A 23,848-nucleotide genomic window follows, 5' to 3' on the forward strand; every position below is an offset into this window, starting at 1 on the left:
CTGGCCGCCGTTTCGATTTTGAGATGCTCAGCGGCTTGATTTTGTGTTGTCTTTTTGCCGCTCCCCCAAATCTAAAATTTCTACTTGACTTTTGTTAGCAGGTCTTTCGAAGGTAATGCCCCATTCTAGGAAGAGTCGGAGTCGGGTCTGCATCGGATGACAGCCAGTTTTCATCACAACAAAGTGCCCCTTGGGAATTGATTTCAACTCGTCTGGCGTCATCAGGGGACGCTCCACCATCTGCAGGGATTGGCTGGGATCATTCTTGCTCTGGCTCACCGAGCCAGACTGCACCGTGCGGGTGCCAAGGTTCTTGGACAACACTTCGGCAGTCTGGCTGCCAGGCGCAAAACCGCCAAAGATCGTATCCTGACAGTTATCCTGAATGATTTCGCTGCCCTCCTTGCCGTAGTTTTTTTCAAGCTGAGCCAGCGATTGGATGATCGGCACCAGGGTCAACCGCCTGGAGCGCCCGGCGGAGAAGAGGGGCAATATATCAAAGGGCGGCATGGTACCAAGCTCATCACAGAACAACACCACACGGTTTTTTAGTTTTCCGCCGTTCTCATCGGCAACAGCAAATAGTTCTCGGCTCAGATTCTGTATCATCAGTCCGGCCATGAAGTTTTTGGTTGTGTCCTCTTCTGGAAGGATCAGGAAGATGGCGCATTTCTCGCTGGCGAATGTCTCCGCGTCAATGGCGCTGTCAAAGCAGATGACCTGCTCCAACTCACTGTCGAGGAACGCATTCAGCCGAGACAGGACCGTGGACATAACAGAAGCCATTGCCTGGTCGGAGGTGTTGAGTGCGGCTCCCGCAAACCATTTCGATTTATGGTTCTCTGGAAGTTTTGCCATCAGCTGCTGAAAATAGTTTTTTTGCCTCGGCCCAGGGGACTCCAGCAGATCCTGAACCAGTTTGAATACAGAAACGATATGTCGTCTCTCACTGGAATCCTCCTTTGTCGGAGGGAGATACTCGGCCAACAGGAGTACCACAGCAGTGAGCAAGCCTTCTGCGGAATCATAGAAATACGCATTTTGTCCATAACTGGATGCATCACCACTTGGATTGACGATGGTCTTGGCCAGAATCTTGGCATATTTTTCGGCCTTGGCTCTGGCAGCCAGATTGCTGGGATCTTCCTGAGCCAAATCCATATAGCGGTTGATCAATGTCAGAAGATTATTACCATCTGACCTGGTCGGATTGCGAAGGTCAATCACGGAAATCTTATAACCGTAATACTTGCTGGCAATAGCACCGTAGTTCCTTGCCAGGTCGCCCTTGGTGTCCAGCGCCAAGAAGCTCATACCGCAGGCGCAGGCATATTCCAGATTGGGGTACAGGAAGAATGCAGTCTTACCAACACCGGACGCACCAATCATCAGGAAGTGAACATCGTCGCAGTCTACAAGAGCTTTCAGCCCACCGTGTTTGGAATGCTTCTTAGCTTTGACAGACGCGCGTCCAATGCACCCCAAGACGATCCCCTGTGCCTCTGGCCGATTCTCGCCTCGACGCCACTCCTCTACTTGAAATGGAACCAGCACATAAGTTTTCCGAATCTCCTTTGGGGTAGCCCATCGTGCGGTACCATGCTGACCGTCACCAACAGTTTTGGATTTGATACGATTTAGGGAATATCGCTGAGTGAATATGGAGGCAATGATCAACACTAGCAGCATTCCGCCACACAATGCAATCAGCCCCCATGCTTGTTCAGTCATTGCGTCACCCCATTTCCAGAAAAGGGACCTGTGCGTCCTCCAGAACGCACAGGTCATCATTCCAGTCTTTGTTTTGGGGAGTCAGGCGATCCGAGGCGATTCCAAACTGTTCGGCAATCTGTTCAGCCATACGGAGGCTTGCCGCCTGCCCTGCCGCGTCATTGTCCAGGCATAAGAATACCTCCTGTGCGTGGGGCATACGGGAAAGCATTGACATTACAGGGATCGTAGACGTTCCACAGCAGGCTACATAGTTGTGAGATTTCCAATCTTCAGGATACAGGGTGATGAATGAGAGCATATCGATTGGTGCCTCGAACACATAGAGCTTTCCGTCAGTGCCAAGGTGATGAAAACTATATCTGGGATCGCTGCCCTCCACATTCTGCCGGAAGGACTTTCCAAAACTGTTGGCACTGCGTTTGTGAGCGTGGCGTGGAATGCCCTGTTCATCCGTCCCAACAAAGACGCAGTTGTGATATTTGCTGTCCTCAAAGAGCGTCTTTGCCTTCGCAAAATAGGCAATCACATCACGGTCAATGTGCCGCTGCTTCATCAGGTAGGCAAAGACGCGCCGCATATTGGTATTCGCTTCAGGAAGTTCAAAGGGTTTCTGTGGTGGTTTCTCCCGCTCAGCAGCAGATGGGTATATTGTACCCTGCTCACCACCCAGAAGTACTTTGACGGCTTCTGGGTAACTGTAATTATAAAACCACCGGACAAAGCTGATCGCATTTCCACCCTGACGGCTGTCATGATCGAACCATTCACAACCACGGATGGTCACGCTATGATCTCTATCGAGCCTCTTATCCCGTCCAGAAGGAAGGAGTTTTTCTCCTCTCTGGCGTAGAAATTCTTCCAGATCCACTTCAGCTGCTCGCTGTTTCTGCTCATCGGTGAAATGAATATACTGAGCCATAGTACCTCCTTTCCCTTACATCGATGGCCCATTTTGCCATCCCTGCTCCTCATGATCATCCGCTTTATGCCCAAGGGCTAGTCGCTTGGCCATCAGCTTTTTCCTGCGCTTGGAATCAATTCGAAGGCCCAGCGGACTAGTAGGTGCCATTGCATTGTCACGGAAAATTTGGCCCATGTGATAGAGGAGACGAGTTACCGCAGCGATTACTGCCGGGTTGTAGTTGTTCACTGCAGGTGACTTAATTGGCTGTTGGGCGCTATCCGTTTTGGGTGGTGTCTCGGTCGAATCAATTTCTCCTGATTCTTCGTTCGCATTTGGGTTGGTGTAGTCCATCTCTTCCTGTTCCAATTCCAGACGTAGACGATCAGCCTCGCGGATAATGGAGTTCTTGATTGCCTTGAATTCCTTTTGCTTAGAGAGGGGGTTATGGACACGTGGTTTGTCCTTGTAGTAGCCCTCCAATTTATCACGCAGATCATTCCAGACCTGATAGCACGCTGCCACATCTGGCTGCAGTGCCAGCTCATCGGTGATAGCATCCACTAGTTCTTTCAACTTTTTAGGCAGATATCCATACTGCTTTTTCCCTTTGACACTGCCCAGGGCATTAGCCAGTTCCACCATCTTTCTGGTAATCGAATCATTATCCAGAGAGGTGGATTCCATGCGAGCAATCAGTTCCGCCATAGCGGAGCGGGACTGTTTTACCAGGTCCTGATAAGCCAGATCCTTTTTGACATAGAGGTTGTGCATCTCATCCTGGAAGATAGTGTTGGTCAGCGCAGAGCGCATGGCTGTGATCCCGGTCTTGTTCAGATACCCATATTTCTCATCTGCAGACCACACCATCATGTGTACATGTGGGTGGTACCCTTCATCGTGGAAGGCTGCACACCACCGGAAGTCATCCACCGGGATCTTCATGGCCTGCGCCAAACGTGTACGGTGCTGCAGGAGGAGGGTGCGCCAGTTTTCAGCACTATCGTATCCAAGAGCAGACGCATCTTCTCGGCGCAGAGAAAGGATGACCGTCCAGACAGGGCCATGGTATTCCGCGACCTCTGCCATCATATCCTGGAGCGACACATCCTGCGTGTCACTGAACAGGCCATGGTCACCGCGCTTTTCTACACGGGGACGGGTAGCTATGTACTTGAGGTAGCCATCGCCAGCTTCCATGGTATGGACATTGGCATCCAGTGCCATGGTGATCAATTCAGAGGCGTTGCCAAAGGTGGGAGAGGCGCAGTAGTCACTGTACTCGAATAGTTCTTTGGTATCTGGATAATCCTTGAGCAGCCTTTCGATGAGTTTTTTCTGAGGCTGTGTGACAGGACCCCGGCCATGAAGTTTCTCAACACCTTCTCTTGTGGCAATGTACCGCATGTACTTTGCTGCACTGCCATTGCGGATGTAGCCACACTTCTGCACCAGCTTTGGCATGACTTACAACCTCTTTTGGAACCGGAAGATCTCCTTGAAGCTGATCATGCCATGGGTGCGCATCACATCCTGGACACACCGGCCACGCAGCTGTTCCAACTCATTGAGTGTTGCATCTGTGTCGTGTGCCATGAGGTGCATCATCATGGACATCTCCACCGACATTTTGAACAGCAGCTTGCCGAGCCGATCGCCCAGAGCACCCAGCGAACCTTCTAGCACGGTTGACAACGTAACTGGTAGAAATGCAGCTTCCTGTTCGGTGTCCAGATAGCCGCAGTAAAATTGAATGGCCTGCTCGATAAACTCGTTTTGCGTGGTACAGTTGTTCGCTTTGTAGTGCAGGCCGACCATCTTCCAGATATCGTCGTCGAGCCATATTGTGTGGCGGTTTTTATCTTTGCCCATATCAAATCATCCTCCTTACTTTTTGAAAAGCGTCTGCCGAAACGCCTACCGCACTAGGGTTTGCCCGGTTTTAGCACAAGAAAGGCGTTATCTCTTCTTTTTGGCAGGCAAAAAAGCGTCTAGCTGAACTGCCTGAAACTGCCCGCACTGCGGGCAGAAGTGGAGGACACGGCGCAATAAAGCGTCGGGTCTTTCTGCCTGCTTTTTTTTCGTCCTCCGTCTCCTGGTGGAAAAAGCCCTCAAATGAGGGCCAACCCCCTCGGTTGGGGTAGGTGGTCTACCCCAACCCATAGGAGGGCACACAGGGCCTCACAGCGGCCCACACGGGGCGATTGTGAGTGGTTCGGCGTTTGGCTCACCTGCATCGCTGTCACAGCCTTGTTTCCGGCGCATGATGGTGGTCCAGATCCCATTACATGGTCTGGCCGTCCGGGAATGAGGAAGAGCACATCTCTTCGTCAAGATACTGTGCACGATAATCATCCAGACTCATTCCAGTCTGCTCCATACAGTAGTCATTCATTTTGGAGAGTAGGATTGAGCGCTCCTCTTCGGTCAGGGGGTAGCGGTAGGTTTCCTCAGAACCATCTCCAAAGACCTGGATCACAGTGAGAGCGTCACACACTTCGCCAACATCCAAATCAAAATCTGCATAGACATTGAGATAGTCATCATTGACATCAGTGGCCACATTGGTTCCGAACACAGCGTCAGGATCAAATGTGACTGGCACATAGAAATTCAGCAGACTTCCGCACTCGCTCATGTCATCCTGGAAAGAAATCTCGTTCATACAAAGCCGCCTGGATCCGGTCAGCACCATAGCCTCTGAGCTTGGTGTGAGTTCCTTTCCATCGAGTTTGTCCAGCAGTCTTTCCCACCTCTGATCTGCAGAGATGTTCTGTTTTCGGAATGCATGATAGGCTGCCACACTCACATCATGGATACGGTAGGTGTGCCAGCCGTCCATAGCATTGGCTGCGGAAAATGTATCTTTGTCAAAGTCCATTTCGAATACTCCAGATACCTTTCCGGTATTCTGCAGCCGTTGGTCCAGGAGTTGATCGTATTCTGCCTGAGTGATTTCAGTGCGGTCTTTGAGCACAGCTGCAAAGGAAGCTGGCTGAGGATTATCCTCAGCAGTGAGATAGGTACGCAAGCGCTTAGCAGCGGTGAGCAGGGTATCTGCTTTAGACGTTTTGAAATAAAGATCTTCCCCGTGACCTGTGATATGGTACGCTGCCCAGGTGGTGTTGGCCATTTGATCCGCTACCGCCTCAGCATGTTCGGCATTGATGCGTTCCTGTAATTCCTCCACTTCACTCCATCTTCATGCCTTCCATGTTGTGATCAACATTCTGGCCTGTCAGCTCGTTCAGTTTTCCTCAGCCCACTCCGGCAGAAGATTCTCCTGCAGGACTCCGATGAAGTCTAATCGGTTCCATCTGGTATGTTCTCCATCTCCCAGGCAGGTACAGCGGATAGAACGACCGATGGCATGGGGACTGCACCCAAATCCATCATGGGCATACCAAAGCTGATTTTCCTGTGTCCAGCAGGATTCTCTCAGAGTGTCCGGACTCAGTACCAGCACCTTTCCTGTGTAATCTAAATCCTCCCATGAATTGGGTTCGCAGTGTTCTGGGCCGAAGAGGTTAAGCTTCTGATAGGCCTCCCGTACTTGGTTCACAAAACCATTCACAACTTCGGAGTGTGAGTTAACAATAAACTCCACCTTGTGGCCCATATCTTCCGGAATGAAGGTGCGCTGTGCCCAACTTCTGTTGTCGGGGCGGAATCGGCCATCGCCACTCTTTTCCTGGATGGTGTTTGCCAGCACCCAGTTCACCCGCTTGAAACCGAACTCCTCCAACACCTCTTTGGCGCAGTCCTCTTTGAGATGCACGCCATCAAAGCCTTGGCGGATACTATCCTCAATCGCTTTTTTACAGGCGATGTTGGCCTGATGGCTGGCCCGCCATAGGGCTATCTGCCCGCTGCGCCTGGCTGCGTCCAGACCGTCTGTGTAGAGGTAGGTATCATTCCTCATCTGCTTCGTCCTCCACCGCCAGAAGCAGACGCAGACCGTCCGGGTTGGCTCCGCACTCCAGAAGATCATCCAGCAGCTCCTCATCCACGGTCTCGAGAGGGTCGGGGATATCCAGGACATCGACGATTTCATTGCTGGCATCCACCAGCTGGAGAATCAAGGAGTCGATCACCTCGTAGAGATGGGTGATGGTGGTGATGGCCTGCCGCGCCGTGATGTCCTCCCGGCTGATCAGGATACTGCCTGCATCTGCCTGGATAGTCAGCTGCTCCGCGTCAGCCAATTCAGCCATCTGCATGGCGGGGAAAGGAATTTTCTGGTTTCTGTTCTCGGGATTACGATGTAATACAAACTTCATTTCAAATTACCTCCTAGTCTGCTTTTAAGATTCTGCGAGGCCGGTGCAGGATGACAGGTTCCCACATGGCCTCAGTTGCCTGCCCAAAGATATCAAGTTGCTTATTCAGGTAGGGGCTGGGATCGTAGTTGGTGATGATCAACTCCCTGAAGGTGGAACCTTCGGTCTGTGACAGCGGATTGGTTCGTTTCAAGGAGATGATGAAAAAATCATCTTTGTACAGATCAATGATCCGGTCATCATAGCCGTAGGAGATGATCACATACCCTTTACATGAACGTGCCCTGTCGTGAAGGATGATGTGGTGTTCCGGAAGGAATCGCACATCATAGACCTTTTCTGTCATCATATAGGGCGGGTCTGCATAGATCACTCCGTCCACACGGTCTTCTTTGGGAATCAGGACAAGGGCATCCTGGTGTTCCAGGAAAATGCTGTCCAGTCGTCTTGAAACCTGGGGAAGTTTATCCGTAATTGCCTGCGGATCCACTGTTTTGATACCTACGGAGTTTCCCGTCCCACTGAAACTGCCATAGGTTGTGAAGAGAAAGGCCGCCGCTCGCCGCACATCAAAGAGTTCTGCGTTCCCATCCAGGATGGCGAGAAGCTCACAGATTTCTTTTTCGGTGAAACAAGTGGACTCCGCTACAACTCGTTTCTCCTCCTCAATATGCCGATAGAAGTCCGGCTCATGAGCGGCCATATCGCGGTAGAAGGCGAAGGGTGTCCTGCCATGCACCGGCAGAAACTTCAGTTCTTTGGCCAGTGAGAACGATTTTTCTTTGACGCAGCAAAACACATTGAACAAATCGTCGTTCAGGTCATTATAAATGTCCAACCGGCCCTTCTTTGGCTGCAGACCTAAGATGACGGCACCGCTTCCACCGAACACCTCTGTAAACTGTTTCACATGGGGCGGTATCAGCTGGTGGATATAGGGAACAAGTTTCTCTTTGTTCCCCATCCACGGAAAGAAGGGCTTAGCCATTAGCAGCACCGTCCCTTTCCGAGTAACCATCAAGGCACCCTCGCATACTGCGGATATCTTCCATCAGGCCATCCGCCATCCCCTGGAGAAAATCCATGCTGTCACAGAGTTCCGCAGCGGTGGCGGCATAGTAATAGCCGTACTGGTCACTGGCGATGGGGTTCTTTTTCTTTCGCAGTCGTTTTACCAACTTTTGAAGATCCTTAACATTGATCCCCAGTGTCCGAGCCAACTCCCTGCCGCTTTTCCGGTTTTCACGGCCATGACAGGAACTTTTCAAATAGTCCAACAACTTGTCATCTCTCATAAATGCCTCCTTTTCCGGACACGTTTTACCGAAAAAGGGCGCAAAAAAAGAAGGGGCCGTTTTGTCCCTTTCGGAAAAACGGCCCCTAATTTGGTGTGAGATTGTTACATGGTCATCTCCGGTTCATGTTCTGGCTGGCTGTATTCGTAGATGACCTCTTGCCCATTCCTGGCTGCATAGCCATGGTCTGTTGTGGACAGGCCATATTTTGCCATATGATGCTGGGCGTAGACCCAAGTAATATTCTTGGTATCTCTCGGTTCCAGTCGGGAGGTCAAGCCTACAGAGATGCAATCATTCTCATGGTGGTAGCAGGGCAGGTTCTTTCCGTCGTAGAGCTGTGAAAGCTGCATACCGTTGTCGTAGACTACGCCGTAGCGGGTAATGGTCCCTTCATTGTCCTCAATCAGCAGTATGGCGGTTTCCTCGCCATCCAAATTGTCCAGCTCCTCCGCAGAGGCACATCCGTCGTGGGTATTCATGTAGTGTGCCCGACCGACGCTTTCCAAATCGGAAAAATCTGCGATGACTGTTGCCTGTTGGCAGGAGAAGGTCAGGTTGATCAGGTCTTTCATATCCGTGAGCTTCAGTTTATCTGCCATAGCCTGAAACTGGGAAACCTCGACAGCATCAAATCCGTCCAGCCGCTTGGCAAGGTAGTCCAACTCATCAATGTTGACCTTGCAGCCTTCCAGACACCGGAGGGTCGGGTATGCCCGTGTAAATTCTTCAACCTGGCAGTCTTTGTTCAGAGCATCGCCAATGCCCAGGGAAGAAAGCAGATCCATGCAATGACCATATTCACTGGCTTTGATGGGGAGAGGTATGGAAACCTCTCCGTATTCAGGGTGGTCATCGTTTTTCAGAATTGCTACCATTCTCACATTTTCACCTCATTTCAATGGTGTTACATGGTTTGCTCGAAGCTAGGCCCTGCATTGCATTCCAGACTTTGAGTCACTCGTTCTTCACAGTCTGGAACCAGTTCCTGTATCCGCTGCTGAATTGCGTCTATGGTTCGCTCCTGTTCCTCTGGGAGAGAACAGCTAAAGCGGATATAGGCGCTCTGTTGATAGATCTCGACGAGCTGCTCAGTTGTAAACTGCCCTTCATCAGGTATCAGGCCGGACCGGATTGCAAAGTCCCGTTTTGCTCCTACATAGTTCCCTTGGTAATAATGTCCATGGTTCAGGCCGGTGTGATTGAAGTCCCAGTCCCAGGTTACAAACTTTGCACCCGAGCTAGTAAGCCGCCCAGCCAGCACAGTGCCGTTAAACTCAGCAAGTGCTTGATACGGCTCCGACAACCCCATTGCTTGGATCGTCGGTGCATGTTCCAGATGGCGCATATATTCCAGAACCGTTCCGGCCATATCCGTAACCTTGACACGTGCTTGTTCTCGTTCAGGCGAGTCCACCTCCTCCTGACGGTAGAAAACATTGCCCTGATCATTGACCCGGCATAATCGCTGACTGTGATACTCTACTGGCAGGAAGTCATTCTCCTGGGGCAGGGGAGTGAAACCAGCCCGCCCCAGAACGACAGCCAGTTCCTTAAAATACAGATCTCTTCTCAATATCCTTACCTCCTTGGGCTGCGCCCTTTTTGAAATTGCCTGAAAATGAAAAAGGGCGCCAATCTGATGGTCCGTCATGACCAACAAATTGACGCCTCAAACTTTGTGTATTCTATTGATAGAAAAATAGCGCCCTTTTTGAAAATAACTGCTTCAAAAAGGGCGCTACATGGTTTCGAATTTGCCAATCGCCGAAAAAAGGGGGTTCGAATCCCACCAGTTAGGGGGAAACAGTGGTTGGCATCTATGGAATCATCCGTGAATTTCCAAGCTAAAAGAGCCCAGAAACGGTTGATGCCACTGGCTTTTCGCCAGTGGCATCTATACCGTTTTGATTTTATGGTGGACCTGATCGGATTCGAACCGACGACCCCCACAATGCGAATGTGATGCGCTCGCAAGGTGGTAAGTTTTCTGCCCATGGACTGCGGTGTATGGTTTGCGAAAATTAATTATACCGCATTTGTAAAAAATATTTCAGTGGCTTTTCACGCTGACCTGTGGTGTGGTGTCTTGCTGCAAGGGGGTATCATTCTGTATAGTGACAGCGTGCCGAAAGTTTGCCGCTTCGGCGCAGCGACGCCCCAGCCATGCCGGGGCGAGTAAAAAGGATCATACAGAGGGCAGTGATTTGTCAAGGGGGGATTTCCCTTTGATTGTGATATCATACAGTGGAAATTTTTACTCTATCCGCTTTTAACTCCACACAAAGCCCCCACTGTGTTGTTCTCCTATCCTCCTGATTCTGATAAGATACAACCATCAAATCGAGGAGGTACAAACCATGAACACAGATAAAATTTACGCCGAACACCTTGCAAACGAATACGCCCCGAAGGATGACTCCAAGGTCATCGCACTCCGGAAACTGGATGCCAGGGCGAAACTGCCGGCAACGGTATTTACCTACTCTGTCGGCATAATCAGCGCGCTGATCGCCGGGGTCGGTATGTGCCTGTCCATGAATGTGATCGGAAACGGCAGTTCGGTTTCGTTTGTGCTCGGCGTCATCATCGGACTTGTCGGTCTGGCGGGCATGGGCATCAACTATCCCGTCTACAAGAAAATGCTGGCAAGGGGTAAGCAGAAGTATGCCTTTGAGATCATGGAACTGGCAAAAGAGATCAGCGGAGAATAAGCGCGCAAGGGAGCTTCTGGACAGGTTTCTGCATCCGCCCAAGCGGATCGTATGCACTGTCCCGCCGGCCTCTTTTGCGGCACTCATTTTCATCTTTGCCTCTCACAGGGAAGAAAGCGCTGCGGCGTACCCGATTTTTTTGCTGTCAGCATATTCCCTGGTGATCCTGCTTGCCGCCTTGCCAGCATTGGCAGGGCGGTTGGCTCAGTTAAAGCTCCGTTTCTGGGAGCGCAGCAGACTGGTCCGGACAATATCATCCACGGCATTTGGCGGGCGGTATTTGAATGACCAGCTGTTCCGAAGCGGCGTCAGCATCTATCAGGGAATGACCGTCAATTTTCTGTATATGCTTTTCCGCTTTATGACCGCGGCCCGGTATGCCTCTGTCTGGTTCTTTTCCATGGCGATCTACTACATGGTGCTGTGCATCATGCGAGCATATTTGGCATTCGGGTACCGCCGCAGAGAAAGCAAAGGGGCCGCCTATGAACTTCGGTGTTATCGCAGGACCGCCGGTATGCTTTTCATACTGAATATCCCCATGGGCGGCATGATCGTCCTCATGGTGCAGACCAATTCCGGTTTCAGTTATCCGGGATATTTGATTTATCTGTCCGCATTATATACACTGTATATGATGACACTGTCTGTCATAAACCTTGTGAGGTCCCGGAAAATGGACAGTCCCATTCTGTCTGCGGCCAAAATCCTGAATTTTGTATCCGCCATGATGTCCGTCCTCGGTTTGCAGACGGCGATGATCACACGCTTTTCCAACAATGGAGAGGGCTACAGGAAAATGATGAACGCCATTACCGGAGGCGTCGTATTTTTCATCGTTATGGTGACGGTGGCCGTCATGGTGGTCCGATCGTCAAAGAGCAAAAAGGAGGTGGAGCGCAATGAAGAAATCCGAAAGCAGATACTTTAACACTGCGCTTCGGATAGACCAGGCTTTTCTGAAACTGCTGGAGCAGAAGGACATGGAGTATATCACGGTCAAGGAAATCTGTGAAGCCGCAGGCGTCAACCGCTCCACATTCTACCTGCACTACGAAACCATCGGAGATCTGCTTGCAGAAAGCGTACAGTATATGAACGAACAGTTTCTGGAACACATGAAACTGCGTGGGGAGGTCTTTGTTTCCAAAATCCGTGATTGTCCCTTGGACGAATTATATCTGGTCACGCCTGCGTATCTGACGCCGTATCTTGAATATATCGCACAAAATAAACGCCTGTTCCGAACGGCATTAAAAAATTCCGGCTCTCTCGGGCTGGACAGGATATACAGCCGGATGATGCGTCATGTTTTCACCCCGATCCTGGAGCGTTTTCAGATTGCGGAACCAGATCGTCCCTACATGGTGGCCTTTTATATTCACGGCCTTATGGCCATTCTCTCGGAATGGCTGAAACATGACTGCGCCGATTCTATCCCTCATGTATGCGCTGTAATGGAGCAGTGCGTTATGGGCGGGCGCGGAAAACAGGAGGAAGCCAAATGAAAGCTGGCATTTATTTAGGAAAAGAAGCGGTTGAGATCCGGAAACTGGAGCTGCCCGAAGTGGGGGATGATGATGTTCTGGTGCAGAACCTCTACTCCAGCATCTGCGGAACCGATGTGGCTGTGTTCACCCATGGCCCCAACACCGGCCACAAGATCGATGTGGGGGGAGAATTCGGACACGAAACCGTCTCCCGCGTCGTAAAGACAGGAAGAAATGTCACGGAGTTCCTGCCCGGAGAGCGGGTCTATCCCTATCCCCGCTATGCGAAAAACGATACCAGGCGCGCAGGGACGATCGGCCGCTTTTCGGAATACATTCTGATCCCGCAGGCCAAGCGGGATCACTCCCTGTATGCTGTGGATGATGCGATTTCCGACCGTCTTGCCAGCCTGATCGAGCCTTTTACGGTTGGCTGCCGGGCGGCAAGGCGGGGAATGATCCCGGCGGGAGAGCGCCGATATGTTTCCGGCCAAAACGCCGTGGTGTTTGGATGCGGAACCATCGGGATCGCCGCCGCGGTTGCGTTTAAGCATTTTGGAATGGAAAAGGTGATGGTGTGCGATCATTCGGACTTCCGCCTGAAATTGGCACAAGGACTTGGTTTTGAAACCTGCAATTCCGCAAAGGAAGATTTTTCATCCCACGCGGCAGCATACTTCGGTAACGCACATTCAATCACTGGAAATACAGCCAATATCGACTGCTGGCTGGATGCCGCCGGCGCGGAAACGATTCTCGCGGATTTCCTCCGCTTTGGGAAAATAGAGAGCCGGTTCGTTTCCGTTGCGGTCAACAATGCGCCCCGCACCATCGACATGCTCCACATGACCTATGCCCAGCAGAGCATCATTGGCTCCGGCGGCTATCTGCCGGAGGATGTCCGGGATGTGCAGGAAATCATGCGCTGCGGGAGATGGGACCTGGAATCCATCATCACTCATGAGTTTTCGCTGTGCGATCTTGAAAAAGCGATCCGCACGGCCGCCGATGTTGACCATGCGGGGAATGTGGTCATCAAAATGGCAGAGAAATAATTTGTATCATAAATCCAAGCGCTTTTTGTGCTCTGTTTCCACTATGGGAATACAAGTGTTTCTGGATATGGATCGGGGGCGGCAAGCATCTGCCGCCCCCCGATTATTCATCTAAATGTAGCTCATGCAATACGGCGCCAATATCCCTGTTGATGCAGACAGCCCTCGTCTGGATTTCTTTTGGACAGCAGGATTCAGACAGATTGATGCAGACATAAAATGCATTTGGGTTTTGGTATGTCATCTTCCAGAACGGGTACTTGATGATGACCGGCGTGTTGCCGCCCACGCCCAATTCCAGATAAACCACATTTGTGCCCTCATGCCGCCGAAGGAAATCCTCGTAGCGGGAACAAGCGGCATACCATCCTTTGTCCTGTACGAAGGTGTTGTCGCACCGCAGGTTCATGGTCATGGGCTTGCCGCAGACCGGGCAATGAGGGACAAGTTCTGTGGGGACACGCATATCTCGCTGCTCTGCCACCATGCGCCGGACGGTTTCCTCGTTGTCCCAGGTCTTTTGACAGCATGGCTCTGAGCATTGCCACAGGCCGTAGTCTCCCTGGGTATAGAACAGCCGCTCCTTATCAAAGCCGGCCAGCTGGAATTGATGGTCTACATTGGTGGTAAGGACAAAGTAATCCTTATCATGGACCAGCTTCAGCAGTTCGTCATAAACGGGCTTGGGGGCTTTCTCGTATCGGTTTATCATGATCTGGCGGCTCCACCATGCCCAATGTTCTTCCAGAGTTTCAAAAGGATAAAATCCCCCGGAGTACATATCCTGGATTTTATATTTCTGAATGAAGTCTCCGAAGTGTTCCTGGAACCGGGGGCCGGAATAAGTCAATCCCGCAGAGGTCGATAAACCGGCACCTGCCCCGATCACAACGGCATCTGCCTCGTGCAGCGCCTGCCTTACCTTCCCGATTTGCTCAGAGTAGGTCAGTATAGATTTTTGCGTCAATATCCTTGAAAACATTGAAAATCACCTTTCTCACCGTCGTCGGTGTTTGCAGAAACTCTTTGACCGTCTGAACGGCGATCCGGGCGGCTTCTTGATTGGGAAAGTGAAACTCTCCGGTAGAGATACAGCAAAACGCCACGCTTTGCAGCTCATGCTCCGATGCAAGTTTCAAGCAGGAGCGATAGCAGGAGGCCAGCTGCTCCCGGTCCCGCGGGGTAACGCGCCCGTGGATGATGGGACCTACTGTGTGCAGCACATATCGGGCGGGCAGATTGTAGCCGCCGGTCAGCTTCGCTTGCCCGGTGGGTTCCGGGCGGCCCTGCTGCTCCATGAGACGGCTGCACTCGTCCCGGAGCTGAAGCCCTGCCGCCGAGTGGATGGCGTTGTCGATGCAGCCGTGGCAGGGAACGAAACAGCCCAGCAGCCGGTCATTGTCTGCGTCCACGATGGCGTCTGCTTTCAGCCTGGTGATGTCCCCCTGCCAGACGGCGATACCGGGATGACCGGGACGATCCGGGATCGAGTCGGCCTCCACCACGCCCTTTTCCTCCCGTTCCGCTGAGAGCAAGCCGTCCTGCACCGCAAGGAACGACGGGTCCAGAGGCATAGGCGGGCGCACATTCATCAGACTGCGGAGCAATCTCCGCTGGGACAGTTCATCCTGGGGGAAGGCCATTGCCTGCTCCTGGTAGGAGGGCATCTCATTGAGAAGCACATGGATTAAATATTGAATTTGTTGGGTACGGTTCATAAAGGGTCCTCCCTCAGAAATGCTGTTATTTTGTGGCTTGGCTTGCTGCCCCGATCCGTTCCACAGCGCCTACCGGGCAGATGGAAAGGCAGTTTCCGCAATGCAGGCAGTGGGCGGTGTCAATGTTTCGTGGGATCGTACTGCTGATACAATTCACCGGGCAAACGCTCCGGCAGCCCTGGCAGCCGATACATTTTTCAGGAATAATGCGATAGCCGTTTTCCTGAACACGCTCACCGCCGAAGGAAAAGCTCTGGCGATAGGGCGGAAGCTGGGCAAGGTCGAAATATTCGCCCTGACCTTTGTAGAGCTGAAACACTTCCAGAGCCTCCCGGCTTTTTTCGGTGGGATAGATTTTCGCCATATAGGGGTTCTTTTCAAAGATTTCAGCTAGCCGCTTTGTCCCAATGCTGCGTACTGCCCCTCTCACCGAGATTGCCGTGGTAGACAGGGTATCTCCGCCCTTCATCCCCGAAATAGAGACAAAGGGCTTTGCCATCAAACGGCGGTAAAATGCTTTGCCCTTTGCGGTCAGGAAATAAAGGCCGTCATCATCTGCCAGCATCAGGTCGATCACACAGGTCTGGGGCAGGCCGTGTTCGTCCAAAGTGGCAAACACCACGGAATGGATGTCTGACTGGAGAATATTCAAAATCTCTTGCGTTGTCATAGTTTACCTCCCCTTGTTCGTTCCACGGAGAACCGGCGTCAGTTTCGGATATCTTCTATCATCCAGACTGTAACTGTCGGTGCCGGAATTACACCAGCTCATGCTGTTCAGCTCGCGGACTCTACCGCCGGTGGGGACTTTCACCCCGCCCCGAAGATCGGTATGGATTTTTAGGATTACAGATCGTACTCCTTGGGAGGATTGCCGGAGAAGTCGGCAATCACGGCGTGGGCGTCGGCCAGGTAGAACACCTCAAAGATCGGGTTGTCGGCGGTCTGGTACTGGCCCTTGACGATGGGGTTCTGGATGCACATCTCCTTGACCGGCATATTGTTCTCAAAGACCGCCTTGCCGTTCAGACGAATCCAGGCATACGCCGGGCTGGAAACAGAAACCTCGATGTTAGGGTTAGCCTGCATATCCTTGTAGACATCTTTCTGGTTGTTGGTGCAGAACCACAGCTTGCCGTCTTTCTCACCGGCGAACATGAAGGGGCGGCACTTGGCCTTCCCGTCCCGGCCCACGGTGGCGAGGTACTGCACAGGGTTTTCGTTCAGAAATTTCACAACTTCGTTCATAATAGATAACCTCCAAACTGTTGCTGTTGTTATTGAGAAAGTGTTTGCTTTCTGTTTCTGATTTGATTGTAACAGCGTTCTTTAGCTGCGTAAAGTACGCACAATATTGTGGCATAGTTACCGCAAGGAAACCATGCTGGCACTCAGGCCCGCACCACGGAGATGCGCTGCCGGATATGATCGCCGCCGGTGATCTCGTCCACCATGGCGCTGGCGTAGTCGGCGTAGCTGATGATGCTCTCGCCCCGGCTGTTCAGGGTCAGCTCCTCCCCGGCCAGGATGTATTTGCCGGTGCGCTCCCCCTCGGCCTGGAAATCGCCGGCGGGGCTGATGAAAGTCCACTTCACATCGCTGCGCCCCCGCAGCTCCTCCAGCGCCTTGCCCTGAGCCTTGGCCAGGGGCAGGAACTGAGGCGGGAAGTCGGGGCCGTCGGACACCACGGCGGTGTGCTCCTTGTTGGTATACAGACTCCCGGCGCCGCCCACCACCAGCAGGCGGGTGTCCGTACCGCTGAGGATGTCACACAGGTGCTTGAGGGAAGTGCTGTGCAGGGGAAGTGTGTCCTCGGTCCAGGCACCGAAGGCGTCGATGACCACATCAAAGCCATTCAGGTCAGCGGCGGTTAGATCAAACAGGTCTTTGGTGATGACCTGGCTGGCCTCCGTCTTGTTCTCGCCGCGAACCACAGCAGTCACATCCAGCTTGCGGTCCAGGGCCTCCTTCACGATCAGTTTACCGGCTTTGCCATTGGCACAAATAACAGCGATTTTCATGTTTTTGTCCTCCTTGTCGCTTGTGTTTTCCTTGTTCGTGTGGAACAACTTTTCAAAGATGCTCATGGGGAATACCTCCTGATTCTTCTTGGGATCGGGGGGTTCCCCGTCCTTGCAAATTCATCATAGCGTAGGAAAAGCAGGTTGAAAAGTACGCACAATATTGTGGGATAGGCACCTTGCGGTAACAATTAAGCGGTTACCAAAAGGTGACTTTTTGATAAATTCAAGGCTTTTGAGCCTTTCCAATTCACAAAAAAATTTATAGAAATTTCTTGACGCAATTTGGAAACCAAGAGTAATATATAGATATAAGAGCGAAACAGAAACCAATGGAACAGGAGGCATCAATATGGGAACTGCCGCAAAAGAATTGCCAGCGTGTCCGGTGGAAACCACGCTGATGTTGATTAGTGACAAATGGAAAGTGTTGATCTTGCGGGATTTACTCCCCGGCACGAAACGCTTCGGTGAATTAAAAAAATCCATAGGCCATGTATCTCAAAAAGTCTTAACCGCTCAGCTGCGTGAGATGGAGAGCAGCGGACTTCTTACCCGAACCGTCTATGCGGAAGTTCCTCCGAGAGTGGAATATACGCTGACGGATTTGGGATACAGCTTGAAGCCCATTCTGGACGCCATGTGGAATTGGGGCGAGAACTACAAGGCGCAAAACAGTTAATAAAAGAGTGCCGCAGACCATCTCCAATGAATGGTTCTGCGGCACTCTTTCGATTATCATTCCTCCACTTTTTCTGGTAAGAGATTTTATCTTCTTCTGGCTGTTATTTAGGGTAAGATGATCTTCAAGTTGTGAATGAAGAAAGAATCTTTTCAAAGTGATATGGCCTTCACTGCAAGGTAATGTCCTTAGGCCTGGTATGCGGTACAGCCGGTTTTGATTGTTACAAATTTTGTAGTGGCTATTTCCTCTGATGTGTGCTATTGTGTCTTGCTACAAGGAGGCGGGGCACATGAACGAAACTCTGAAATTGCTGTACGACAGATTCTATACACCTCTGCCCATGGTAGGATCCGAACAGGAAGTGGAAACCTGCCACCGGCAGCTTATTGAGTGGCTGGACAAGCCGGAGCGTAAACTGGTGCTGCGGATCATCGACGCCCAGAACCTGATGATAGAGCAACGCTCCGTGGACAGCTTTATCTGCGGATTCCGTCTGGCGTGGGAAATGGCAAACGAACTGAATCATTTTGAAACGAACAGGCATCCATCTCCAGAGGAAGAAGCGGAGATGGATGCCTGATTGTATCCCTACTTAATGACAAGGGTGCCGCCCAGCCGATACCGGCACAGTCCAAAGCCTGTTTCAGATCGCTCTAAAACGGTCTCCGGGATTTGTTTCAGATACTTCCGCCCAAAGCTGGTGGTGCCGAAATATGCGTCAAAGTTGGCCACCGGCAGCACCACCCAGTCGGAGTCCTCCGGCTTATTGGCAAGGTAGTAGGCCGCCAGCGTCTCCACCATCTCCACGGGAACGCCCTTAGGCGTGAGGCTGCGAAGTTGCACCACCAATGCGGGTGGAAGTATCGGTTCCTCTGTCCGGAGCGGCCCCAGCTCCAGAGCCTGGGCCAGAAAACTGTCAAACCGCAGGCCCCACTGCCCCTTGGTGGTGGGGGCGAACAGGGGGATCTGCATCTGGATCACCTTGTCCCGCCAGGCATGGTCAAAGCCCTTTTCCGTGGCGACGCACTTCTTCTGGGCGCTGCTGGATACCCGCTCCGGATTTTCCCTCACAAAGGTTTCCACTCGATGTACATGCCTGTGAAACCATCCGCTGCCGTTTTCATCCACAAGGCTGGGGAATTCAGAATGAAGGTCCCCAAAATCACTACCAAACTGCCACGCCTCCCGGGGCGTGGCGTTTTTGTTGCTTGGCACACTGCACCAGGCGCACAGGCCCCGCTTGGCATAGTCGATGCGTTCCCGGGGTGCTTCGGCGGGGCTGCCATCCTCGTTATGAAACAGAAACCCTCTCGCCAGGATGGTCAATACCCGGTTGAGCCCCTCAAAGTCCAGAATGGTGTCGAAGGTGAACCGGCCCAGGTAGGTGGTGTCCTGCTTGTTCCGGGCGGTGTAGTTTACTGCACCGGTGTAGTCCTGAAACTCCTTCCACTCATTCAGCATGATCCACCTCCAGCACATGTTCCTCGATGTGGTCCGGCAGCAGATCCCACAGCAGGTTCCGCTTACCCAGAGCCACCACATAGGGTACCGCCAGGCTGGGCCGGACGGTCTTATTCAGCAGCTTGCGGCAGACCTTGGACACCACAGCCCCCTCGTTGCCGCTGAAGGGAGCAGACAGATAGGCCTCCATCATCTTCTGGAAGGCCGGGGAGTCCGCCGGGCGGCGGAGCTGCTTCCGTTCCCGTGCTGCCTCCAGATCGTCGATATCGCAGACCAGATCACCCAGCAGACGGAACCCGCCATGGCGGAAGTCGGTCAGGAGGTCGTAGTAGTCGGCTCCCTCCGGCAGCCACTCCCGCAGGAATGTTTCTCTCTGTGCTTCTGTCATCAGGTGCCACTGCTGTTCCACAATCTCCTTTCGCAGAGCGGCGATACGCTCCGGGGAGAGCTGCTGGAAGAAGGCATACAGTTCGTCGCTGTCGTAGACTTCTTCCTGTCCCCTGGCGTAGAGAATGCGGTCAATGTCCGTTTTCCGCTGCTGTCCCCTGGCGGGGGCACGGCAGGCCCGGATGCGGGAGAGACAGTGCTCGTAGTCCCACAGCAAGGCAGAGACAGAAGAAAGAATGTTTTCGTCCAACTGCTTCTTCCAACTTCGCTCCCGGGCGAAAGCGAACAACTCGCTGTCCTTTGCCGGTTTCTTTTGTATCTTGGGCGTATTGCGCTCCAGCTGGCGGGCCAGCCAGGGCAATCGCTCCACCGGGGAGTCCACCGTGTCCCAGTCGATCCCGGCAAAGAAGGTCTCCAGCCGCTCCCGGTGGGTGGGCTCATACCAGGCGCGGTTACGCTCCTCCGCACGCTCCACCAGGTACTTGTATTGGAGGAAGGGGGTGCGTTTCACGCTTTTCCTGCTGAGAAATTCATCCAGATTGGGGCGCACACCGGTCTTGGCCGCGTCGATCTCCAGCCCGCTGTAGATGGCCAGGGCCTCCAGATCCCGGCGGCACCGCTTGCGCTCCTCCGGGTCGGCATGGTCGTTGTAGGCGATGACGCTGCGATCCAGGGCGGCGTTGCAGATCTGTCCGATGCGGGCAGCAAAGGTGTTCTCCACCGTCTGAAACCGAGCCTGCCAGTCGTTGGCGTCGGACTTGGGTGCGGAGAGAGCGGGGATCTTCAGCAGGGGCAAGTTGGCGTTGTTGGAGAGCTGCTGATGGACATCGTAATCATAGTTCCGCTTCACACAGCGGTTCAGGATGGGATCGGCAATGGTCTTGATGAGGTCGCCGTCGTAGTCGGCACCGCCCAGCCGCTCCGCTGCCAAACTGTCTGCAGACACCATGACCACATCGGTGAGATGGCCCAGGTAATGCTGGCGCAGTGCGTCTCCCCCCGGATACACCGACAGCTGTAATTCCTCGTTCCGGGCAATGTGGGGATTGCGGAGCAGAGTACAGCTGTCCTCGTGGTCATAGACTGCACCAGGAGCAAAGAAGCTGTCCTCCGCAAAGAAATCTCCCATCACCTGATTGCAGAAGTCCCGCTCACCGGGCAACTGGAACACACGGGGCGCAATTAACTGCCGCAGCAGTTCCAACAGATCACCGGAGAGGAATCGGTTGTCCCCTGGCACCAGCAACCGCCCAACGGCGTAGCCTCGGAGGATCTTCCGGGCCTGCCCATCCAGCTGTTCCGTGTAGATAGGCTCACGGATAAACTTCGGGTTCTTCTCCAGCACCCGGGCCATGATGTTCGCCCGGCTTCCCCTGGGCTGGCTCAGGCCCCGGCGAAAGTATTCCTGCTGATATGTTTCATCGGCACGGAAGTTATAGTAGGCCGTCTCGGTGGCCTTGGTCAGCCACTGCCGGGGATCGTCCTCCGGGCTGTGGTCCCAGCCCTCCGGCAGGTCGGCAGGGCGGAACTCCTCCGGCTGGATGGAGAGGGTGGAGAGAAATTGGTAGTTGAGCTCCACCAGCTTTTCCGGCTCCGTCTTGCTCAGGTTGGTGATGTACAGGGCGTGGTTGTAGTCCCGAAAGGCGTCCCAGTAGTCCTCCCAGGTCATACCGTTCTCCCGCAGCCAGCCGTAGGCTTTGAACTGACTGCAAGTGAGGATGATGTCCACACTGCGGACGGGGTGCGCCTTGCCCCAAACATCTACGATGCTCTGGGTACCGCTTCTCTTCAAAAAGTCCTTGAAGTCCACCTGATGGAGCATCCCTTTGATGTAGGGCATCCGAATCTGGAAGGAGGTGTGGATGTGGCTGCCGCAGCAGGCCTTGTCCACCACATCGGCGTACTCTTTGGAGATGAGGCCCACGCCGTCAAAGCAGGTGATGTCCAGAGTTTCCAGTGTATCTGCCCTGTAGAAGGTTCCCGGCTCTCTGCCTTCCCGCAGGGTGATGACGGGGGCTCGCTCCACTCTCTTGGATGAATTGTCTATGACAATGACCCGGTGAGGTTTGTCAATGCGGATGCCGTCCACCCGGGTTCCGCTGGAGAACATGAGGCCGTTGTAGGCGTAGAGTTTACTGAGCTGGCAGCGGTCCAGCTCCATGTTCAGCATGATCCGCTGGCGCATTGGCTCATACAGATCCGCCCGGATGAAGGAGAGGCGGGACTGGCGGCTCATGCTGGCGGAGCGCTCGAAAGCCACATAGCGGTGTGGGCCGCTGCCGAAGTCCAGAACGATCCCCTCGGGACGGAACATGTCTCTGGCCTTCTCCCGGCGGGCCTGCTGCGTCTTTCCGGTTCCACGCCGGTCAAAGATCCCGGCGAAGTCCATATAGAACAGCACATCGGAAAGCGATGTGACTTTCTCATCGCTACGCTCCCGCCAACCCTCCCCGTGGAGTTGGTACATCAGTTGATGGAACATGGCGCAGCTGTCCTGCTCGTGCTTGGCACCCGGTACCTTGCAGTGCTCGGTGGCACTGCGGTTCAGAGCAAAGGTGTAAACGCCGTCTTGCTCCGCGGCATAACTCATCACCGCCCGGGCAGAGAGTTCGTAGATCTGATAGGTCGTCATTGGCTCACCTCCGTTTGCTCTATTCTACCACAAACCATTTCAAAATCAAAACGAATACTACTCCCACTTCTTTTGAGGTGGGAGCTTTTTGTATTCAAATTCTTGAAATGGAGGTACTAAACATGAACAACAAAATGAACCATCCCCTGATCACAGTTGACGGCAGAACCCTGATGGATCGTCCGCTGGAACCGCCCAATTTTGTGGTGGACACCCTGATCTCTCAGGGCCTGCACATCCTGGCAGGCTCCCCGAAAGTGGGCAAGTCCTGGCTTGCTCTGTGGCTGGCGGTGACGGTGGCTAAGGGAGAACCTGTCTGGAACATGACCACCAGGCAGGGTACCACCCTCTATCTCTGCCTGGAGGATTCTGTCCTCCGCATCCAAAACCGGCTTTTCGAGATCACGGAGGATGCACCAGACAGCGTCCACTTCTGTACCGAGTGCGCCCTCATCGGCCAAGGGTTGGAGGAACAGGTGGACGCATTCGTCGCCGCACACCCCGACACCGTGCTGGTCATTATCGACACCCTGCAGATGGTCCGACCGGTACACGACGCCACCTACGCCAATGACTACCGGGATCTGTCTGTGCTCAAGCGGCTGGCGGACAAGCACGGCATTGCCATCCTGCTCATCCACCATCTGCGGAAAGAAAAGGCGGAAGATGTGTTCCATCGGATCTCTGGCACCACCGCTATCAGCGGTGCAGTGGATTCCAGCTTCACACTGGTGGAAGAAAAGCGGGGCAGCGGCAGGGCCAGACTGACCTGCGTGGGCCGGGACATCGAATACCGGGAGCTGGAGCTTCGACGCAGCGAGGAAAATGTGTGGGAGTTGGTTTCGGATAGCAGAGAAGAACCCGTGCTGCGTGAGGATCGGATCGTCGTTCTCCTCTCTGCATTTATGAGCACCAGAACAATATTTATCGGCACTCCCACGGAACTCTCCGAAAAGATCGACCCTGACAGAATCGAAGGGGTAACGCCCAAAAAGATTTCAAGGCTGATCCTGCAAAGCATTGAGGCCCTAAGAAAAAATGGGATTCAGGCAACGGTTCGCCGCAGCAACGGGAAGCGAGTAATTGAGCTGCGTCGTGCCGATAGTGTCGATTTGGAGGGTGACGGAGAAATCGTCCCTATCGACCCTGTCGAGGCGCTGTGCGGCGATTTGCGGGCAGTTTCCGGGTGCGGCGAGTAACTCCCGCAAGGCAAAAAAAACGCCGTGTTGGGCCGCTTGTGGCCGAAGGAGGAGTGCGGGTGTTCGGCGCGGGAGAATCACCTCCAAACAGGGTTCCCGCCGAAGCCCAGCGCCAGCGGGTTCGGTGGGAGGAGGACAAGCGACAGAGAGAGCGAGCTTTGCCGCTGGCGGCGAAGCGAGGGATTCGTCGTCCGCTTGGACGACGGCCAGCATCGCGTTTGTCTGGTCACCGGCAAAGCCGCCGCCCGCCTTCCGCATAATTTCCGGGCAGAAGCC

General features: G+C 53.3%; 26 protein-coding genes and 1 riboswitch. Of the genes, 8 read left to right on the plus strand and 18 right to left on the minus strand.

Features of this window, described 5'->3' with window-relative positions:
• Positions 1-27 precede the first annotated feature (27 nt).
• From B5G34_RS11425 to B5G34_RS11475, 11 genes are all read right to left on the minus strand, one after another.
• The gene (locus B5G34_RS11425) at positions 28-1,689 is read right to left on the minus strand and encodes a type IV secretory system conjugative DNA transfer family protein (protein ID WP_242957015.1); all 1,662 of its coding nucleotides are present in this window, start codon (positions 1,687-1,689) and stop codon (positions 28-30) included.
• 46 nt (positions 1,690-1,735) lie between these two features.
• Entirely contained in the window at positions 1,736-2,653 is a 918-nt protein-coding gene (locus tag B5G34_RS11430) for a DUF3991 and toprim domain-containing protein (RefSeq protein ID WP_087337425.1), read from the minus strand.
• Between the two features lie 15 nt (positions 2,654-2,668).
• A complete protein-coding gene (mobP3, locus tag B5G34_RS11435) occupies positions 2,669-4,099 on the minus strand; it encodes a MobP3 family relaxase (RefSeq protein ID WP_087337428.1) in 1,431 nt (476 codons plus the stop codon).
• 3 nt (positions 4,100-4,102) lie between these two features.
• Entirely contained in the window at positions 4,103-4,507 is a 405-nt protein-coding gene (locus tag B5G34_RS11440) for a hypothetical protein (RefSeq protein ID WP_087337431.1), read from the minus strand.
• Positions 4,508-4,919: 412 nt separating this feature from the next.
• Positions 4,920-5,825 (minus strand): hypothetical protein, encoded by a 906-nt coding sequence (locus B5G34_RS11445; protein WP_087337434.1) that lies wholly within the window; start codon positions 5,823-5,825, stop codon positions 4,920-4,922.
• A 57-nt stretch (positions 5,826-5,882) separates the two neighbouring features.
• Positions 5,883-6,557, minus strand: coding sequence for a DUF3849 domain-containing protein (locus tag B5G34_RS11450; protein ID WP_242957004.1), 675 nt, complete (start codon positions 6,555-6,557; stop codon positions 5,883-5,885).
• The gene (locus B5G34_RS11455; RefSeq protein ID WP_087337436.1) at positions 6,547-6,915 is read right to left on the minus strand and encodes a hypothetical protein; all 369 of its coding nucleotides are present in this window, start codon (positions 6,913-6,915) and stop codon (positions 6,547-6,549) included. Before B5G34_RS11455 ends, B5G34_RS11450 begins: the two co-directional genes overlap by 11 nt.
• Positions 6,916-6,928: 13 nt before the next feature.
• Positions 6,929-7,903, minus strand: a complete 975-nt coding sequence (locus B5G34_RS11460; protein ID WP_162609473.1) for a DNA adenine methylase — start codon at positions 7,901-7,903, stop codon at positions 6,929-6,931.
• Positions 7,896-8,210 (minus strand): hypothetical protein, encoded by a 315-nt coding sequence (locus B5G34_RS11465; RefSeq protein WP_087337441.1) that lies wholly within the window; start codon positions 8,208-8,210, stop codon positions 7,896-7,898. Before B5G34_RS11465 ends, B5G34_RS11460 begins: the two co-directional genes overlap by 8 nt.
• A 104-nt stretch (positions 8,211-8,314) precedes the next feature.
• A complete protein-coding gene (locus B5G34_RS11470) occupies positions 8,315-9,094 on the minus strand; it encodes a hypothetical protein (RefSeq protein ID WP_140397242.1) in 780 nt (259 codons plus the stop codon).
• A gap of 23 nt (positions 9,095-9,117) precedes the next feature.
• Positions 9,118-9,786: a hypothetical protein gene (locus B5G34_RS11475; protein ID WP_140397243.1), complete on the minus strand. Its 669-nt coding sequence runs from the start codon at positions 9,784-9,786 to the stop codon at positions 9,118-9,120.
• Between the two features lie 66 nt (positions 9,787-9,852).
• Between B5G34_RS11475 and B5G34_RS18490 the strand changes: the two genes are divergently transcribed.
• The 5 genes from B5G34_RS18490 (at position 9,853) to B5G34_RS11495 (ending at position 13,469) form a co-directional block, all read left to right on the plus strand.
• On the plus strand, positions 9,853-10,176 hold the full coding sequence (locus B5G34_RS18490; protein ID WP_162609474.1) for a hypothetical protein: 324 nt from the start codon (positions 9,853-9,855) through the stop codon (positions 10,174-10,176).
• Between the two features lie 394 nt (positions 10,177-10,570).
• Entirely contained in the window at positions 10,571-10,924 is a 354-nt protein-coding gene (locus tag B5G34_RS11480) for a dihydropteridine reductase (protein ID WP_087337450.1), read from the plus strand.
• Positions 10,884-11,855, plus strand: coding sequence for a hypothetical protein (locus B5G34_RS11485; protein WP_162609475.1), 972 nt, complete (start codon positions 10,884-10,886; stop codon positions 11,853-11,855). The genes B5G34_RS11480 and B5G34_RS11485 overlap by 41 nt, the downstream gene beginning before the upstream one ends.
• On the plus strand, positions 11,827-12,432 hold the full coding sequence (locus B5G34_RS11490; protein WP_087337455.1) for a TetR/AcrR family transcriptional regulator: 606 nt from the start codon (positions 11,827-11,829) through the stop codon (positions 12,430-12,432). Before B5G34_RS11485 ends, B5G34_RS11490 begins: the two co-directional genes overlap by 29 nt.
• Entirely contained in the window at positions 12,429-13,469 is a 1,041-nt protein-coding gene (locus tag B5G34_RS11495; RefSeq protein ID WP_087337457.1) for a zinc-binding dehydrogenase, read from the plus strand. Before B5G34_RS11490 ends, B5G34_RS11495 begins: the two co-directional genes overlap by 4 nt.
• 103 nt (positions 13,470-13,572) lie before the next feature.
• Here the strand turns inward: B5G34_RS11495 and B5G34_RS11500 are convergent, their stop codons facing one another.
• The 5 genes from B5G34_RS11500 to B5G34_RS11520 form a co-directional block, all read right to left on the minus strand.
• Positions 13,573-14,451, minus strand: a complete 879-nt coding sequence (locus tag B5G34_RS11500; RefSeq protein ID WP_087337460.1) for a Sir2 family NAD-dependent protein deacetylase — start codon at positions 14,449-14,451, stop codon at positions 13,573-13,575.
• A complete protein-coding gene (locus B5G34_RS11505) occupies positions 14,405-15,187 on the minus strand; it encodes a protein-ADP-ribose hydrolase (RefSeq protein WP_087337463.1) in 783 nt (260 codons plus the stop codon). Before B5G34_RS11505 ends, B5G34_RS11500 begins: the two co-directional genes overlap by 47 nt.
• Before the next feature lie 25 nt (positions 15,188-15,212).
• The gene (locus B5G34_RS11510) at positions 15,213-15,857 is read right to left on the minus strand and encodes a 4Fe-4S binding protein (protein WP_087337466.1); all 645 of its coding nucleotides are present in this window, start codon (positions 15,855-15,857) and stop codon (positions 15,213-15,215) included.
• Between the two features lie 46 nt (positions 15,858-15,903).
• Positions 15,904-16,019, minus strand: a riboswitch (FMN riboswitch).
• Positions 16,020-16,033: 14 nt separating this feature from the next.
• Entirely contained in the window at positions 16,034-16,435 is a 402-nt protein-coding gene (locus B5G34_RS11515; protein WP_006571338.1) for a pyridoxamine 5'-phosphate oxidase family protein, read from the minus strand.
• Between the two features lie 143 nt (positions 16,436-16,578).
• Positions 16,579-17,208, minus strand: a complete 630-nt coding sequence (locus B5G34_RS11520) for an NAD(P)-dependent oxidoreductase (RefSeq protein WP_087337664.1) — start codon at positions 17,206-17,208, stop codon at positions 16,579-16,581.
• A gap of 352 nt (positions 17,209-17,560) precedes the next feature.
• Between B5G34_RS11520 and B5G34_RS11525 the strand changes: the two genes are divergently transcribed.
• Positions 17,561-17,890: a helix-turn-helix domain-containing protein gene (locus B5G34_RS11525; protein WP_006571335.1), complete on the plus strand. Its 330-nt coding sequence runs from the start codon at positions 17,561-17,563 to the stop codon at positions 17,888-17,890.
• A gap of 292 nt (positions 17,891-18,182) precedes the next feature.
• Positions 18,183-18,473, plus strand: a complete 291-nt coding sequence (locus B5G34_RS11530; protein WP_204245947.1) for a DUF6809 family protein — start codon at positions 18,183-18,185, stop codon at positions 18,471-18,473.
• An 8-nt stretch (positions 18,474-18,481) separates the two neighbouring features.
• Here B5G34_RS11530 and B5G34_RS11535 read toward each other — a convergent pair whose 3' ends face one another.
• Positions 18,482-19,354: a hypothetical protein gene (locus B5G34_RS11535; protein WP_087337472.1), complete on the minus strand. Its 873-nt coding sequence runs from the start codon at positions 19,352-19,354 to the stop codon at positions 18,482-18,484.
• Positions 19,344-22,373, minus strand: a complete 3,030-nt coding sequence (locus B5G34_RS11540) for an RNA dependent RNA polymerase (protein WP_242957005.1) — start codon at positions 22,371-22,373, stop codon at positions 19,344-19,346. Before B5G34_RS11540 ends, B5G34_RS11535 begins: the two co-directional genes overlap by 11 nt.
• Before the next feature lie 122 nt (positions 22,374-22,495).
• Here B5G34_RS11540 and B5G34_RS11545 point away from each other — a divergent pair, with 122 nt between their 5' ends.
• The gene (locus B5G34_RS11545; RefSeq protein ID WP_087337474.1) at positions 22,496-23,572 is read left to right on the plus strand and encodes an AAA family ATPase; all 1,077 of its coding nucleotides are present in this window, start codon (positions 22,496-22,498) and stop codon (positions 23,570-23,572) included.
• The last annotated feature ends 276 nt before the right edge of the window (positions 23,573-23,848 follow it).

The sequence above is a fragment of the Flavonifractor sp. An82 genome (assembly GCF_002159265.1).
GTDB lineage: Bacteria > Bacillota > Clostridia > Oscillospirales > Oscillospiraceae > Flavonifractor.

Excerpts from the sequence above, each read along its gene's own strand:
- B5G34_RS11460 (WP_162609473.1), bottom strand. The coding sequence starts at position 7,903 with ATGGCTAAGCCCTTCTTTCCGTGGATGGGGAACAAAGAGAAACTTGTT.
- B5G34_RS11525 (WP_006571335.1), top strand. The coding sequence starts at position 17,561 with ATGGGAACTGCCGCAAAAGAATTGCCAGCGTGTCCGGTGGAAACCACG.
- B5G34_RS11540 (WP_242957005.1), bottom strand. The coding sequence starts at position 22,373 with ATGACGACCTATCAGATCTACGAACTCTCTGCCCGGGCGGTGATGAGT.
- B5G34_RS11535 (WP_087337472.1), bottom strand. The coding sequence starts at position 19,354 with ATGCTGAATGAGTGGAAGGAGTTTCAGGACTACACCGGTGCAGTAAAC.
- B5G34_RS11520 (WP_087337664.1), bottom strand. The coding sequence starts at position 17,208 with ATGAAAATCGCTGTTATTTGTGCCAATGGCAAAGCCGGTAAACTGATC.
- B5G34_RS11530 (WP_204245947.1), top strand. The coding sequence starts at position 18,183 with ATGAACGAAACTCTGAAATTGCTGTACGACAGATTCTATACACCTCTG.
- mobP3 (WP_087337428.1), bottom strand. The coding sequence starts at position 4,099 with ATGCCAAAGCTGGTGCAGAAGTGTGGCTACATCCGCAATGGCAGTGCA.
- B5G34_RS11440 (WP_087337431.1), bottom strand. The coding sequence starts at position 4,507 with ATGGGCAAAGATAAAAACCGCCACACAATATGGCTCGACGACGATATC.
- B5G34_RS11425 (WP_242957015.1), bottom strand. The coding sequence starts at position 1,689 with ATGCTGCTAGTGTTGATCATTGCCTCCATATTCACTCAGCGATATTCC.
- B5G34_RS11455 (WP_087337436.1), bottom strand. The coding sequence starts at position 6,915 with ATGAAGTTTGTATTACATCGTAATCCCGAGAACAGAAACCAGAAAATT.
- B5G34_RS11510 (WP_087337466.1), bottom strand. The coding sequence starts at position 15,857 with ATGACAACGCAAGAGATTTTGAATATTCTCCAGTCAGACATCCATTCC.
- B5G34_RS11450 (WP_242957004.1), bottom strand. The coding sequence starts at position 6,557 with ATGAGGAATGATACCTACCTCTACACAGACGGTCTGGACGCAGCCAGG.
- B5G34_RS11505 (WP_087337463.1), bottom strand. The coding sequence starts at position 15,187 with ATGAACCGTACCCAACAAATTCAATATTTAATCCATGTGCTTCTCAAT.
- B5G34_RS11515 (WP_006571338.1), bottom strand. The coding sequence starts at position 16,435 with ATGAACGAAGTTGTGAAATTTCTGAACGAAAACCCTGTGCAGTACCTC.
- B5G34_RS11480 (WP_087337450.1), top strand. The coding sequence starts at position 10,571 with ATGAACACAGATAAAATTTACGCCGAACACCTTGCAAACGAATACGCC.
- B5G34_RS18490 (WP_162609474.1), top strand. The coding sequence starts at position 9,853 with ATGGTCCGTCATGACCAACAAATTGACGCCTCAAACTTTGTGTATTCT.
- B5G34_RS11490 (WP_087337455.1), top strand. The coding sequence starts at position 11,827 with ATGAAGAAATCCGAAAGCAGATACTTTAACACTGCGCTTCGGATAGAC.
- B5G34_RS11430 (WP_087337425.1), bottom strand. The coding sequence starts at position 2,653 with ATGGCTCAGTATATTCATTTCACCGATGAGCAGAAACAGCGAGCAGCT.
- B5G34_RS11465 (WP_087337441.1), bottom strand. The coding sequence starts at position 8,210 with ATGAGAGATGACAAGTTGTTGGACTATTTGAAAAGTTCCTGTCATGGC.
- B5G34_RS11500 (WP_087337460.1), bottom strand. The coding sequence starts at position 14,451 with ATGTTTTCAAGGATATTGACGCAAAAATCTATACTGACCTACTCTGAG.
- B5G34_RS11495 (WP_087337457.1), top strand. The coding sequence starts at position 12,429 with ATGAAAGCTGGCATTTATTTAGGAAAAGAAGCGGTTGAGATCCGGAAA.
- B5G34_RS11545 (WP_087337474.1), top strand. The coding sequence starts at position 22,496 with ATGAACAACAAAATGAACCATCCCCTGATCACAGTTGACGGCAGAACC.